At 40.2% G+C, this 15,742-nt stretch carries 13 protein-coding genes; 4 read left to right on the top strand and 9 right to left on the bottom strand.

Annotated features, from left to right (window positions below):
- Positions 1-177 precede the first annotated feature (177 nt).
- The gene (locus tag LJE12_RS04565) at positions 178-1,233 is read left to right on the top strand and encodes a LacI family DNA-binding transcriptional regulator (RefSeq protein ID WP_008705740.1); all 1,056 of its coding nucleotides are present in this window, start codon (positions 178-180) and stop codon (positions 1,231-1,233) included.
- Positions 1,234-1,397: 164 nt separating this feature from the next.
- Here the strand turns inward: LJE12_RS04565 and LJE12_RS04560 are convergent, their stop codons facing one another.
- The 7 genes from LJE12_RS04560 to LJE12_RS04530 form a co-directional block, all read right to left on the bottom strand.
- Positions 1,398-3,062 (bottom strand): alpha-glucosidase, encoded by a 1,665-nt coding sequence (locus tag LJE12_RS04560; protein ID WP_008705741.1) that lies wholly within the window; start codon positions 3,060-3,062, stop codon positions 1,398-1,400.
- 195 nt (positions 3,063-3,257) lie between these two features.
- Positions 3,258-4,193 carry an AraC family transcriptional regulator gene (locus tag LJE12_RS04555; protein ID WP_008705743.1) on the bottom strand — a complete coding sequence of 312 codons (936 nt, stop codon included), beginning with the start codon at positions 4,191-4,193 and terminating at the stop codon, positions 3,258-3,260.
- A gap of 87 nt (positions 4,194-4,280) precedes the next feature.
- On the bottom strand, positions 4,281-5,402 hold the full coding sequence (locus tag LJE12_RS04550; protein WP_147612015.1) for an ABC transporter substrate-binding protein: 1,122 nt from the start codon (positions 5,400-5,402) through the stop codon (positions 4,281-4,283).
- Positions 5,403-5,546: 144 nt separating this feature from the next.
- Positions 5,547-6,656, bottom strand: coding sequence for a glycoside hydrolase family 172 protein (locus LJE12_RS04545; protein WP_008705745.1), 1,110 nt, complete (start codon positions 6,654-6,656; stop codon positions 5,547-5,549).
- 35 nt (positions 6,657-6,691) lie between these two features.
- On the bottom strand, positions 6,692-7,549 hold the full coding sequence (locus tag LJE12_RS04540) for a carbohydrate ABC transporter permease (RefSeq protein WP_008705746.1): 858 nt from the start codon (positions 7,547-7,549) through the stop codon (positions 6,692-6,694).
- A 13-nt stretch (positions 7,550-7,562) separates the two neighbouring features.
- Entirely contained in the window at positions 7,563-8,459 is an 897-nt protein-coding gene (locus LJE12_RS04535) for a carbohydrate ABC transporter permease (protein ID WP_008705747.1), read from the bottom strand.
- A 105-nt stretch (positions 8,460-8,564) separates the two neighbouring features.
- Positions 8,565-9,800, bottom strand: a complete 1,236-nt coding sequence (locus LJE12_RS04530) for an ABC transporter substrate-binding protein (RefSeq protein ID WP_020993404.1) — start codon at positions 9,798-9,800, stop codon at positions 8,565-8,567.
- 273 nt (positions 9,801-10,073) lie between these two features.
- On the opposite strand from LJE12_RS04530, the gene LJE12_RS04525 reads away from it, so the two are divergent.
- From LJE12_RS04525 to LJE12_RS04515, 3 genes are all read left to right on the top strand, one after another.
- Positions 10,074-11,918: a sensor histidine kinase gene (locus LJE12_RS04525; RefSeq protein WP_020993405.1), complete on the top strand. Its 1,845-nt coding sequence runs from the start codon at positions 10,074-10,076 to the stop codon at positions 11,916-11,918.
- Positions 11,893-13,497 (top strand): AraC family transcriptional regulator, encoded by a 1,605-nt coding sequence (locus LJE12_RS04520; RefSeq protein ID WP_020993406.1) that lies wholly within the window; start codon positions 11,893-11,895, stop codon positions 13,495-13,497. Before LJE12_RS04525 ends, LJE12_RS04520 begins: the two co-directional genes overlap by 26 nt.
- Positions 13,498-13,677: 180 nt before the next feature.
- Complete coding sequence (locus LJE12_RS04515; RefSeq protein ID WP_008705751.1) at positions 13,678-14,484, top strand: sirohydrochlorin cobaltochelatase; 807 nt, start codon at positions 13,678-13,680, stop codon at positions 14,482-14,484.
- Positions 14,485-14,660: 176 nt separating this feature from the next.
- Here the strand turns inward: LJE12_RS04515 and LJE12_RS04510 are convergent, their stop codons facing one another.
- Positions 14,661-15,170, bottom strand: a complete 510-nt coding sequence (locus tag LJE12_RS04510) for a VanZ family protein (protein ID WP_025581246.1) — start codon at positions 15,168-15,170, stop codon at positions 14,661-14,663.
- Positions 15,167-15,649 carry a hypothetical protein gene (locus LJE12_RS04505; RefSeq protein ID WP_207736965.1) on the bottom strand — a complete coding sequence of 161 codons (483 nt, stop codon included), beginning with the start codon at positions 15,647-15,649 and terminating at the stop codon, positions 15,167-15,169. Before LJE12_RS04505 ends, LJE12_RS04510 begins: the two co-directional genes overlap by 4 nt.
- Between the last annotated feature and the right edge of the window lie 93 nt (positions 15,650-15,742).

The raw sequence follows: 15,742 nt of genomic DNA, 5'->3' as shown, positions 1-15,742 counted from the left end.
TTTGACGACAGCCTTATATTTTGCATTTTTTAATTATTATCGTTCTCTCCCAAACAACTTATGAGCAACAGTTACAATTTTCTTTTATTTTATTCAAACTTTTTTGTGCAACACTTGCATTTTCATATCCCAATGTGATAATATATTTATATATTTTTGTATTGAGGTGAATCTCACATGATAACAATTAAAGAAATGGCAGAGATGCTTGGAATCAGTACCACCACAGTATCAAATGTCATTAATGGAAAAACCAGCGAAGTTTCTCAGAAAACTGCTGAGAAAGTTCAGAAACTTCTGGACGAATATGATTACGTCCCAAATATGAATGCAAAAAATCTCGCACAGAACCATTCCAGACTCATCGGAATTGTATTAAAAAGGCGAAAGGATAAATACGAGAATATCTTCACAGATCCATTTCACGGCGAACTGCTGGGAGCTCTGGAATCTGCTATTCGTGAGCAGGGGTATTATATGATGATCTATATTTCTGAAGATATTGAAGAAATTGTGCGCAATATAGTAGGCTGGAACACTGAAGGACTGATTCTCATCGGTATGCTCCACGACGATTATCTCAAAATCAGAAGTAAGTACAAAAAACCTGCTGTCCTTATCGACAGTTACACTCCAAAGAATATTGCCAGATACGTTAATATCGGTCTTGACGATGAAGAGGGCGGATACCTGATGACAAAGTATCTTCTTGACTGCGGTCACAGAAAAATCGCATTTCTTGCCGACAATATGGAAGGTGTAGACTATATCCGATACACCGGGCATCAACGGGCACTTCAGGAATACGGACTGGATATTGATCTGGATAATCTGATCGTGATCCGCCCTTCCAAATATGAACGCCAGGGAAGTATGGAGGAGATTTATGCAGTCGCACACAAGTTCACTGCCTTTATGTGTTGTTCCGATTATTACGCAGTTACCCTGATGAAATATCTTAAAGCCAAAGGGATCCGCTTTCCGGAAGATCTCTCCATCACCGGATTTGATGATAATCTGTATGCGCAGCTTGCTTGTCCTTCACTCACCACTATTCATCAGGATATCTTTTCGCGCGGAACCATTGCCGCAGAATATCTGTTCAAAATGATTGATGGCTGGAATCCAAAAACAACGAATCTTTCTCTTCCGGTCAGACTTGTAGTACGCGACAGCGTAAAGATTCTGAATCCCCCTGAAGATGATTCCTCCGATGACGGTTCAGCTTTATAAGGCACTCAGGGATATCTGTCGCGGGATTTCACGCTCCGATGAGCCGGGAGCAATATGCATTATTTACGAGGATTGCTATGAGAAGATTGCTATAATTCATAGATACAAAAAGAACGAAAATCCAGGTACATATCATACCTGGATTTCCGTTCTTTTTTCTTCTGCTACATCTCAATAACAAGGAACTGATAACCCTGCAGTTCAATCTTATTTCCATCCATAGCTACATTGTCATAGTTATTGATCAGAACCTTCCTGCACTCTCCTGCAAGTTCAATGGTCTGTGGCTCTTTCTGGTAATTACCAACTACAAGAAGAGTCTTATCCCCTTTACGATAGTATGCCATCAGATTATGTACATCTTCCCATACAGGTTCCAGTTCTCCGTAAACAACAGTCTCTTTGTATTCCGGATTCTTACGCAGTGCGATAAGTTTCTTATAGAAACTTCTCACAGATTCCGGATCATTCATCTGGCTCTCTGCATTGATCTTTGTATAATTCGCATTGACCTTCAGCCATGGTTTACCTGTCGTAAATCCTGCATTCTCACCATCTGTCCACTGCATCGGTGTTCTGGCATTATCGCGGCTGAATCTGGAAACAGCTTTCAGTGCTTCCTCAGGTGTACATCCTGCTTCCAAAGCTACCTTATACTCATCCAGACTGGAAATATCATCTACCTGATCAATAGATTCAAACTTCACATTCTCCATACCAAGTTCCTGTCCCTGATAGATAAAAGGAAGTCCGCGAAGCATAAAGTTCAGACCGCCAAGCATCTTCTTACTTGCGTCACAGCAGTCACCTTCCGGGATATATCTGCTGACACCACGAGGCTCATCATGATTTTCAATAATATTGGAAACAAATCCGATATCACCAATTTTTCTCTGTGTTGTAAAGCAACATTTCTTGTAGGCATCCGGAGTAATCTGTTTGCAGTCATACCATCCCTTGTCAGATGCCCCCCAGATAGTCTCTTCGAAGTCAAACATACTGGAGAAATATCCATTATCGCCGATGAAATCCGGAATCTCTTCATCCTTCTCATCGAAAACTTCACCGACAGAGAATGCATCGTATTTCTTAAATGTACGGTCTCTCATCTCGCCAAGGAAGTCGCCGATTCCCTTCGCTTCTTTCAGCATCTTCCTGATACTGCAAAGACCGTCTTCACGATCCGGCTCATAGTCATGCATCGGAAGTGCTTTCTTGATATTGATAATCGCATCAATACGGAATCCACCAAGACCTTTATCCAGCCACCAGTTGATATTCTTATAAACTTCTTCCCTTACTTCCGGGTTCTCCCAGTTCAGATCGGGCTGTTTCTTATGGAAAACATGCAGATACTGTTTATTTGTTCCTGGAAGATCTTCCCATACAGGTCCGCCGAAATAAGAACGCCAGTTAGTTGGAAGTTCTCCTTCTTTCTTGTCACGCAGATAGAAGAAATTACCATATTTACCATCCGGATCCTCACATGCTTTTTTAAACCATTCATGTTCATCAGAACAATGGTTTACAACAAGATCCATCAGAATGTACATATCTCTCTTCTTAGCCTCAGCAATCAGTTCATCCATATCTGCCATGGTTCCGAAGCGAGGATCAATATCATAATAATCTGAAATATCATATCCCTGATCAGCTAACGGAGAGCGGTAGCAGGGGGAAAGCCAGATAATATCAACTCCCAGATCTTTCAGATAGTCAAGCTTCTCAATAACACCTCTCAGATCTCCAATTCCATCTCCATTGGTATCATAAAAACTCTTCGGGTAAATCTGATAAGCAACCTTTTCATTCCACCATTTCTTTACCATTGTAAAAATCCTCCTGTGTTTTTTATTAACCGGCGCTATTGTCTGCTTTGTCCCCGGTATTATACCTCTTACCTTTAGCGCCTAAGGTCTCTTTTTCATTTACGGCAATTATATCAGAATCCAAGGCTTCTGTCTTATCTTTTTTTGATAAAAAAATACAAAATTTTGACTTTTTTATATTACCGATATTCTTATTTACTGTGTTTCTTTTAATGAATGTCTGCGGTACTGCAACGGCGTTGTTGACGTATATTTTCTGAACTCTCTCAGAAAATTTCCCAGATTATTATATCCACATTCCAGACAGATTTCCGTAACTGTAAGATCAGACTCCTTCAGATAATGAATGGCCCTTTTTATCCTGTACTCATTCACATATTCCATAGGCGAACGCCCGATCACCTTCTTGAAAAATCTGCAGAAATACTGCTCATTCATCCCGATCAGTCCTGCAAGGTCACGTATATAGATTTTCTCTTTGTAATTCTCCTGTATGTAAGTCAGTGTTGTCTTGATCGTCTCAATTCTGTGGTCATGATTCTTCTCCGTTACCTCAAACAGATTATTCGCAGACAGAACTGCCAGAATCCGAAGCAGCGCTGATTTGATAAACAACTGTCGGGTGATATCATCCGTAACCGCCTCGCCGTCATAATAATTCTCCCGAAAAGAATCTCCTCCAAATACATTACGGATTTCTTCATAAGATTTTCTTACCGGTTCAAATGCCGGTTCATTCTTTCGCAGACATCTCGGAAACTGGATACTGCCATTTTGTACCGGCTGGATCAGATTCGTCTGAATCTGATCCAAAGCATATGCAGAGTTTAGCATATCCATATGAAAAACCACCGCATTTTCCACACAGCCGCCGTTTTTTTCAACAGAAATACTGTGAAGTTCCCCGGGATTAATAAAATAAAAACATTCCTCTGAAATGTTGAAACGTTCCATATTTACTTCCAGACAGAACTCTCCACCCGAAAAATAAAGCAGTTCTACTTCTTCATGCCAGTGGTGTTTCACCATATTCCCTTTTATCCTTGTTCCTGTCTGGTAAAATGCACAGGGAAAGTCCTGCGTACCATGGACACGTATTTCCTTTAAAGTTGATGGTTGTTGATTCTGCATGAAGCTGCCTCCTGTTGTCATTGTTATTGTTATTATAAATCCGGCATCAAAAATCCGCAACTAAAAAGGACATCCGAAGATGCCTTTTTAATAGTAAGTATTTATACAATTTTGTGCCTGCTCAAAGAAACTGTCCTCTTCACATTGCCCAAGAACATATCCCTGAAACAGTTTTCCCATATCTGAGACAGCACCCATGGAATTTTTACATAACGGACGTGCATTCAATGTATATTCCCGGAGATATTTCCGTATCATATCTATTCCTTCCAGATCAATATCCTCATTTTCGATCACATCCACTCTGGCAGGATAACTTTTCATTATTTTTGCATATTCAGTACTGCCTTCATAACCGGCTGCATACTGAAGAAATCTGACAGCTGCATCTTTATTTTCTGAAGCATTGTTCAAAACATACTGCCAGGTTGCAATATTAGTGGCTTTTTTCTTATGAAGCACGGGAAGCGGTGCCATATGTATTTTATTTTTCCCATATACATCAGCATCAAGAAATGTACCCAGAGCACTCGTATACATAAAAACACATCCATATTTTCCCCTGATAAATTTCTCTTCCATCTGCTCATACTGATCTACAAACTGTGCAGGCGATGTATTTTTCTCATCCAGCATACTTTTCATATATCTGGCTGCATCTTTGGTTTTCGGATCAGTCCAGTCGAAATAATCGCCACCCCAGAAATTCACAAATTGCGAAAGACTGTTATAAACATGTGTATTTTCCCATGCATCTCCATAAGCGTACTGATCCGGATTTTTCAAACTCTTCTGCAGAATATCAAAATCACCGGTATTCTTTATCTCATCGAGTCCTGCCTGTTTCAGCAACTCCTGATTTACCCAGAACATCATAATATCCATCTGAAAAGGGACAGAATATATATGTCCATTCTCTTCACAAATGCTTTCCAGATACTTCTGCGGAAAGCTGTCTCTTACTTCTTCTGTCATAACGTTTTTTTCCAGTGGTTCCAGATATCCCTTATGCTTAAACTCAGAAATCATCTCATCATTCACGGAAATCAAATCAATATTTTTGTCCCCCGAAGCCAGGATCGTGGATATTTTTGCCTGCCGATTATCCGCATTGGACGGACATTTTTCCACAGTGATTTCCATATCAAGTTTTTTTTCTGTTTCCTCGATAAAATCCTGAAATCTTTTATTATCTGCATCAATATGCATGATTGTCAGCTTTTGTTTGTCTTCGTGAAACGACGATGAGGGGAGCTTAGATAAGCTCCCCGTATCTCCACATCCTGTAATAAGCAAACATACTGCAGTTATGAAAATTACAACACTTTTTTTCAAGCATTTCACCTCTGTTTTTTATCTTGGCCATCTGTCCTCTTTTGACATCAATGGTGCAAACGGTGCATGTGGGTGTGTCTGATACCAGTAAGCCACGCTTGCCACATCATCCTGACGTTCAAATAATCCTCTGTAACCTACTCCAATCTGCTGAATGGTCACACGCAGATCCTCATCAAAACAAATCGGATCCTGAATATGCCAGCGATAGAAACCTCTCATCGGCGGACAGTCATCATTATGATAGAAATTATGGATCAGCTCATCATGAGCAGAATAGTATGGGTAGCCCAGATATGGTGTATTATAATTTTGTTCCACAGTCTTTCCGTCCACCTGCTTTGCAAAACTCCAGGAACCTCCAAAATAATCTTCTGTTCCGGTTCCGCAGATTGTGGGATATTCATCATCACCGTCAATATAGAATTTCATTTCACCTTCGCCCCACCAGTAACGTTCCAGTGTGGTAAGTGCAATATAAGTTCCTACATAATGACCTTTTCCTTTTACTCCGTCAAGGATTGTATAATCTTTCTGCTTCTCTGTCAGTCGCTCTCGCCTCCACTGTGCATGGAAATAAGTAATATCATCCGGAAGCTCATCATACAGACAGTAATCTACCTGATAGAAAAATGCCGGAATTTTATTTGCATGCTGATTTTCCAGAGTAATTTTTGCTTTTTTCTTAAACGGCATCGGGAAGTAACAGTTAAATCCTCTGCTTGGCACCACTGCCATTGGGACAGAATTTACAATACACTCTCTTCCAAAACCACAGCAAAAGAAATCTCCGAGAGGACTTTCCACAGATGGTGTTTCCTCATCATCCCAGTACATACGGATGACCAGATCTCTCAATACAAAACAATCTGCATCGGTTGTCTTATTATCCACTGTGATCCAGATATGATTGATCTCACCAGGACCTTCCATCTCTGCAAGAGTTACAGTTGCACCTGGCTCAATATCATTCAGGCAGGGACTTCCTTTTCTGGACGGTCCCAGATGGCTCGCTGCCATTCCACCTTTACCTTTTTCTCCATGTGGATTCTCTGCATTGATTGCACGGCTTCTTCCATGTTTTGCCAGAGCAATTCCACCAAGTCCACCTTTAAATGACTGATACATAATGTTTTCCTCCAATATTCTTAGCATTCAGATAATCAGGCTTTTACTCCTCCTGCCATTATACCATCCATGATCTGTTTTTCAAAGACTGCAACAAAAATAATAATCGGTAAAAGAATAATCCATCCCATTGCACTTACCAGATCCCACGGAACTCCATACATGTTGTCACGCAGTGGAAGCTGTACAATGGAAACGGAAAGAACCTGAATACCATTTGAATAAAACAACGGTGTGAAGAAGTTATTCAGGCAGGTAATAAAGTTGATAATACATACAGTTGCGATTGCAGGTTTCATAAGAGGCAATACGATTGTAAAAAGTCTCTGTGAAAAAGTTGCACCGTCAATCGCTGCTGCCTCTTCCAGTGAAATAGGGATTTCCCCCACAAAGTTTCTCAGAATCAGAACCGTAAATGGGATAACAGTACTGATATAAAGCAAAATCAGTCCGGGATATGTATCATATAATTTTACTTTCTGCATGAACTCATATAATGGTCTTGCTGTAACAACTTCAGGAATTAACATAGTTGCAATAATAAATGCAAAAGCAATATTGATTCCTTTTGTAGTGAAACGTGAGAATCCGTATGCAGCCATTGCACAGAGTACAGTACTGATAACCAGTGTAAGACCTACGATCAATACTGTATTTCCCACTTTTGATAAAAGTCCTACGTTCTCGATCAGAAACTTATAGCTTTCCAGTGTCGGATGATCCGGCAGATAATCAATCGGTGTTTTGAATAATTCTCCGGAAGGTGTAATAGAGGAAATAAAAATCCAGTATACCGGAAACAGGATAATAAATGAGACAATTGCAAACAGTACCCATCTTCCACCTGCCATTACACCATGATATATGTTATATTTTCTTGAATCTTTTTTCATGGTATTTCCTCCTTTAGTTATCAATCTTGTTCATAACACGTATATTCAGCCAGCTGAATACTGCCATTACAACAAACAGTAACATTGCCAGTGCAGATGCATAACCGACATTCAGATTTGTAAACGCCTCTGTCGTGATTCTGTATGCGATCAGTGCCGTATCTTCTCCAGGACCACCTGAAGTCATAGAATATACAATATCAAAGGTTGTCAGTCTCCATAAAGTAAATGGAATAGATAAAGTCAGTACATTTTTCAGTATCAACGGTAATGTAATTCTGAAGAAACACTGGATTCCATTTGCACCGTCTACTTTTGCGGCTTCATAGATATCACCCGAAATAAACTGCAGACCGGATAATACAAGAATCGCAAAGAACGGAAGATCTTTCCACAGATCCACGGCAATTACAGCAGCTCTTGCAGATCCTGTATTGATCAGCCAGCTATTCTGGTATCCATGGACAAACAATCTGATAAAGTCATTGATCAGACCATAATCATTATTAAATGCCCATTTTGCAGCCATACCTACAACAACTGCCGGCATTGCCCAGGGAATCAGTACAATCGTACGAAGAAAACGACGTCCCTTAAATTTCATATTTAATATCAGAGCAAGACCTACGCCTAATATTACATGGAATATCATTGATACTACTACAAAAATCACTGTAAAACGTATAGATGTAAGCACTTTGGGATCTGAAAAAATTTTCAGGTAATTCTGAATTCCACAGAATTCATTAATTCCGGACAGAATTTTAATATCAAAAAAACTATTTCTAACTGTCATTAAAATCGGATACAAAGTCGTAAATCCACGAATAATAACCACAGGTAACACCAACAGCCACGGAATCCATTTCATTGATTTTTTACTGATTGTCACAGGTACTCCCTCCTTCATATCTTTAAGCACAGGTATAAAGCAGATTTTTCTGCTTTATACCTTCATTTATTATGTCAGTTTTTATGTGTCAGTATTTCAAAAGACTTTAAACGAATACCGTTTTTACTGATATGTATCAACGACTTCCTGTGCTTTTTTACAGAACTCATCTACTGTGATCTCATCTTTCATGCAGGACTGGAAGATAGTTCCCATATCACTGATGAACTCCATTGTCTGTGCTACCAGCGGACGTCCCTGTACGTTGCACTCTTCTGCATACTGGCTGTACATTTCTTTTGCAGGATCAGTATCCGGAACAACTTTTTCTGCAACATCCTTTCTTGCAGGATATCTGTCAAATGCTTTATAGGATGCTTCCATTCCACCTTCATCTGCCATATACTGCAGGAATTTAATGGCTGCATCTTTGTTTTTGGATGCACTGTTCAGCACATAGTTCCAGGAATCTGTAAAGATTGCTCGCTCTCCATTGCCGCTGAAATCAGGTACCATTGCCATGTGGATCTTGTCAGCTCCCAGCATATCTGCCTTTGCATAATCCGTACCTAAGCCCCACATAAACCAGCATCCGTATTTGCCATCATTGATTTTTGGATTCATCTGATCATATTTATCTGCGATCTGATCAACAGGTGTTTCTTTGTTGGCAACCAGATCATGAAGGAACTGAATTGCTTCTTTATTTTCTTCTTTTGTCCAGTCGAAGTAGTCACCGCCAAACATATTTACAAACTGTGCAATTTCATTAGATGCATATGTCTTTTCCCAGGAACCGCCGTATCCGAAACGTCCATCTTTTGAAACTGCTTCCATGTATTTCATGAAATCTTCTTTTGTATCAATGGATTCGATTCCCACCTCATCCATAATTTCCTGATTTACCCAAAATGCAAGATATCCTGTATATCCCGGAACTCCTACAATATTTCCATCCTTATCTGTGATCATATCCTGAATATACCCCTGCGCAAACTGATCAATGATATCATCTGTCATAACCGTGTCATTCAGACCTTCCAGCCATCCGGAATTCTTGAATGCAGCACTCATTTCATCGTTGATTTCGACAATGTCTACGGAAGAATCTCCTGTAGAAAGAATCGTTGTAATCTTCTGCTGACGTGTGTCTGTATCTGTCGGAGCTGCAATAACATTGATATTTAAACCCGTTGCCTCCTCTACATTTGCAAGCCAGTCATCAAAATCCGGGTCAGTAGTGTTAACGCTGTATAAAGTAAGATCATATTTCTCCTCTGCTGATACACTTACAACATTCCCCATCATTCCTGCCACCATTGTTGCAGCTAAAACTGCACTTAACACTTTTTTCCTCATATTCTCTCCTTTTCCGAACAGTTCTCTCGCATCAACTGTTCTGTGTTATTTGGTAATTAAAGAATAACAAAAACACTCTTTTTACTAAATACAATTTCTTTTGATTGATTTATATTATTTTTCGTTCTATTGTTTTTTTCATTCTGATTTTTTATAATACAGATAGCAGATGAACACTGTGTTGCATCTTTACAGAATTGCTGTATAATATGGCAATCTTCAAAAAGATACCTGATAAAATCAAACCTATTCATATAAGGAGTATTATGTGTAATGAAACTCAACTTGAAAAAAATAAATTATCATAAATGGATTCCTTCCAGATTTTCCTCATTTCAGGCAAAACTCCTGATTGCCTTTCTGGTTGCAACCCTGCTTCCTCTGACACTTGTTGCACTGGTCAGTTACCATGTTTCCTATAATCTTGCCAGAGACCGAATCACAAACTCTGCATTGATGTCTGATGAACAGCTTATTTTTCAGCTTAACAGCCGTCTGAACCAGACCGAAAACGTTGCTGACACCATCCAGTATCAGATGTACGCTTTTGAACACTCTTCCCCAGATCAGGTTGGCACCATGCAGGCATTAACATCCATGAGAAGCAATATTTCATTATATAAATCTACATTTGATTTCTTTCATATATATGTTTTTTTAAAACCGGAACAAACCGGAGCTGATGAGGGTATATATTTCTTTTCCACAGATAAACTTTTCAATTATGGAATCAGCGAATCTGAATTACATTCCATAGGTTCTTCTTCCCTGTGGCTGTTAAAGAAAAATACCACCTTACCCAGAGTTATATCTGCTTCCAAAAGAAGCGCAAATACACTGCTGTGTTTTCGTGCTCTTCAGGACAAATCCAGCAATGTTCTCGAATATGCTTATTGTATTGCACTTGACTGCGATGAATTTTCCCGGTATCTTCAGACTTCTGCTTCTGATACCGCAATTTCCAGTTACATTCTGACACCACAGGGACAAATTGCAGCTCACAGTGATTCTTCCCGTAATCAGACCTGGATTTCAGATTCAATAAAACAGATGTTTCTGGAAAATACCAATTCCTTCTTTAAAGACAATGACATCTACTATAACTGCCGCACTCTGGATAACGGTTGGCTGCATATTACGGAAATCCCGGAAAACTATATCAAAAGCAATACACAGGTACTGATCAAAACACTGTTGATCACTGTAATTATTTCTCTGCCGCTGACTATTTTTATTGTAATCCTTTTTTCCAGGAAACTGACAAGCAGAATTGCCGCACTGTCCTATGCCATGGAATCCTTTCATCTTGGACATGATCCGGAGCACCTTTCCATCATCACACTCCCGCATCCGGCCGATGCTTCCAATTATGATGAAATAGACAATCTGGGGATTACCTTTGAAGATATGCAGCACACAATTGCCCAGAATCTGAAATCAATTGTCAGTCTCTCCATTAATGAAGAACGACTGAAATATCAGTTATTACAGTCACAGATCAATCCACATTTTCTCTACAATATCCTTGGAACCATCCGAACCTGCCAGGCACTTGGCAAATTGGATATTGCAGATCAGATGCTGACAAATCTGACTGCCTTTTACCGACTGACGCTGAGAAAATCAAAAGAACTGATACCGATCAAAGACGAACTGGAAATTGCCCGCCTGTATCTGGAAATGGAGAAACTCTGCCATAAAGATAATCTTAACTGGGAGATCAATGCCGAAGACGGAATAGAAAATTTCACGATCTGCAAATTTACATTACAGCCATTCCTGGAGAATTCTATCCTGCACGGTCTTTCAGCCGATACACCTGAAGTTTTTATTTCCATTCAAGTGCTCTACGGTGATGATACCGTAGTGATATCCATTGAAGACAATGGAGCCGGAATGTCTCCGGAGACACTGGAACAGCTCCGATATGCCATAGACAACAAAGTCATAAATTACGAAAAACATTTTGGAATTTCAAATGTAAGCGCCCGCATTTCCAATCCTTTGTACGGTAACGGCTCTGTGCGTATTGACAGCCATCCCGGAAACGGTACCTATGTCACAATTGAATTTCAGCAAATGGAGGATACAGATGAGGAAAATAATGATTGTAGATGACAATTATCTGTCAGCAGAAGGAATTGAAAAGAACATAGACTGGGAAGTTCTGAACGCAGAAATCGTACATATCTGCTACAACGGAACCTCTGCGATAGACGCTATGAAAAAAGAACCTGTAGATCTGATCATCTCAGATATTGAAATGCCGGATCTGGACGGAATTTCAATGAGCAGGCAAGCACTGGATATTAATCCAATGGTAAAAATCATACTGATCAGTGCCTATGATAAATTTGAATATGCAAGACGCGCTCTGCTTCTTGGTGCATTGGATTATATTGAAAAACCTCTGGATTACGCATACCTGATCCAGAAAGTAAAAAATGCTTTTGCCTTGATGGAACGTGAGCAGAAAAATCTGCAGTTGCTTAAACAGAGCAGACCTTTACTTATCGAAAAATTTTTCCGTGATATCACTCACCGTTCCAGGCAGGAGGCTTCCTATCGTCTCAAACCTTATCTGAACTACCTGAACCTCAAATTGGATTATGATTTTTATAACGTAGTGATTCTTGAACTGGAAAATGCACAGTCTCTCAAGGATTCCTATGGCATTGAGAAATTTCAGATGGAACTGCTGAATCTCCGTGATCTGATCACAGAACAAACCTCAGAATTAAATTATATTTATCCTCTGCAGGATATTGATGGTTATCTGTGTGTGATCGGACAAAGCGGCTGCCAGTCCGGAAATTTTCGCCAGCTTACCTATAAAATCATTTCTGCACTTGTAGATAACTGCAATTCACAGGGACTGGTTCTGAATGCCGGAATCGGTGCCATTGTACAGGATCTGTGGGATCTGAACCGTTCTTATGAAAGTGCAGTTCATGCACTGGATTATCGTTTCTTTTTCCCACACCAGAACGTATTTGACGGACGTGAGGCTCTTGGACATGACTTATCTGCCACTGATTTCTCCGATTCCAGAGAGGAGGAATTAATCCGCCTTCTGTGTAAAAAGGATGTTTCTGCAATTGACTCCTGGTTTCAGGATTTCTCCAGATGGCTTACTGAGAACTTCCGCACCAAAAGTTTCACATTTATCCAGATCTACTCTCTGCTTGGAAGGATTCTGAAGTTTTTCTATGAACTAAACCTGGATACCCATGATCTGGAAGCAAAGATCCTGTATGTATACAATCATCTGGAAGAATTTCATACCACAGAAGAACTATGCGGCTGGCTCAACGAACTCTGCCGCCTTCTCTGCCGGAAACTGGATTCTTCTCTGAATGATTATCACCAGAAATTATGCGAATCTGTAACTTCATATATTGACGAAAACTATGCCAGCAATACTCTGTGCCTGAACGATATCGCCAGCGAAGCCAATGTCAGCCCGGCTTATCTGAGTGCCCTCTTTAAAAAGAAACAGGGCGTGAGTATTAGTGACTATATCACTACTCAGCGAATCAACGCCGCCTGCCGTTATCTTACAGCCACAAACATGACTCTGAAGGAAATCAGTATGAAATGCGGTTACGCCAATCAATATTATTTCAGCACAAGCTTCAAGAAAAAAATGAATGTCACTCCATCTGCATACAGAGATACTCAGACGTCAAAATCTTAGCTTTTACTTGTGTTTCCCTATAACTCCCTGTATAATAAAGAACAATGTCTATTATCATGACATCTTTTTTATATGAGTGCGCAGTCAATTACCTTTTACCGCCACTACATCTGTTTTGCGGAAAACCTGTCAGTGGCAGTTGTGGTAAATGCCAATATACTTATTATAAGGAGATTTAAAATGGGGGTAACTGAAAAAACAGCAATTCTTGTTATCAGCTTCGGTACAAGTTATGAAGAAACACGAAAAAAAACAATTGAACAGATTGAATCTGACCTGCATCATGCATTTCCGGAATATCCGTTATACTGCGCATGGACAAGTCCCCGTATCCGCGCCAAACTCCGGAAGCGGGACGGGATCCACATTATGGATATTGATGAGGCAATGACCCAGCTGAAAGCGGACGGAATTCGAAATGTCGTTGTACAGCCAACCTATGTGATCACCGGATTTGAGAGTGATGCTATGAAAGAAAAGGTTCTTGCACATAAAAAGGATTTCGATTCTGTCATTATCTGTGATTCTCTGATGGTTACAAAACAGGACAAAGAAGAGGTCTGTCAGGCTATGGCACAGGAATATCACCCTGATTCTGATGAAATTCTCTTATTTATGGGACATGGAACAGAGCATGTTGCCAATGAACTTTATCCTGAGATGGACGAACTGTTTAAGCATTTCGGCTATTCCAATATGCATATGGGAACGGTTGAAGGGGATTTCTCCATTGAAAGCTTTCTGGATAAATTAAAAAATCTGCATCCGGCTCATGTTCATCTGGCACCTTTTATGATCGTCGCAGGTGATCATGCTACCAATGATATGTCCGGAGAGGACGATGATTCCTGGAAAAGTATTCTGGAAAAAGAGGGATATTCTGTCAAATGTACTCTGAAAGGTCTTGGCGAGATCCAGGCGGTCAGAGATATTTTTATCCGCCATACCAGAGCCGGACTGGACAGACTTTCAGAAATCCAGGCTTAAACACAGCAGGAAATCGAAAGTATATTCAAACCAAAAAGTTAGTGTTCACAACAACACGCTTCGCGGGATATTACCAGTGAACAATAACGTCAAAAGGAGCATACCACATTAAGTTCTTATTAATGTGGCAGCTCCTTTTGTCTTTCCTTTTTTGAATATGTATTTTTCCTGATTATTTAATGACTTCTTTTTTTCTTCTTTTTATTAGGATTATTCAGTACAGACCAGCAGAATGCCTGAACAAGAAGTATTCCGATAAACGCCCCTATACTGTCGATTCCCACATCCTTTACCGCAGGTGTACGGGCATCCACAAAAGACTGATGATACTCATCCAGCCCTGCAAATCCCACACAGACAATTCCCGCAAGAAGCATCAGCCAGATTCCTCTCACACCATAGACATATAAAGGAAAAGAAATAGCGATAGCCAGCAGAAAATACTCTGTCATATGTGCCGCTTTTCTCACATAGTAGTGAATTCCATCTGCCTTATAGGCAATCTCTTCACTGCTCAGATTCTCTGACAAAAGCTCGCTCTTCGTTTCTATGATCTCATAACTTATTTTATAGCTCAGATTACCTGAAACTTCACCCGGCTGGGCTGAAAATGAAAAGATGATATACATCATCAGCAGTGCCGGTAAAAAAGACAACGGTTTCAGCAATGTGATCAATATTTTCATTCTTTCTCGTTTTCCCCGTCTTCCTCTTCGTCTTCCAGATTCTTAACCATATTAGCCCTTTCAGCAATGCTCATTGATCTGTTCTGCCCGGATGCATCCTCTTTCTTCAGTTCTCCGCCTGCGGCAGCTTCCATTGCCGCATTCTTCGCTGCTTTTGCTTTCCTGATCTTCTCTTCTGAGAGCATATTTTTAATGCCGAAAAACAGCAGACCAGCACCAATAGCTGCAAATGCAATTCCGGCAAGCATAAATCCCATACTTGTTCCTTCTTCGCCTGTCACATATCCCTTACAGAGACTGTAACTTGTATACAACAGATACACTCCCGCCAGACTCCAGAGTATAAATCTTCCATTGGAGACTTTCTGTTCTTCTGTATCCGGCTCTTCTTCCCCGCTCTTTGCAATTTTCTGCGTATCTTCCTGCTGAATCTCTGCCGGGCTTTGTTCCAGCAGTTCTTCGTTTTCGTTTTTCTCCATAAAAACCTCCTCATATTTATAACTTTTATAACTGGTGAACCTCACATGACTGAAGTCACGTGCTTCCAGACGCTTTAGGCGTCAGACTGAATA

It is taken from the genome of Blautia sp. DFI.6.71 (assembly GCF_020593585.1).
In the GTDB taxonomy this organism is placed as follows: Bacteria; Bacillota; Clostridia; order Lachnospirales; family Lachnospiraceae; genus Blautia_A; species Blautia_A wexlerae.
The sequence above is the reverse complement of the archived record's forward strand: the minus strand, read 5'-3'. Positions and strand labels throughout refer to the sequence as shown.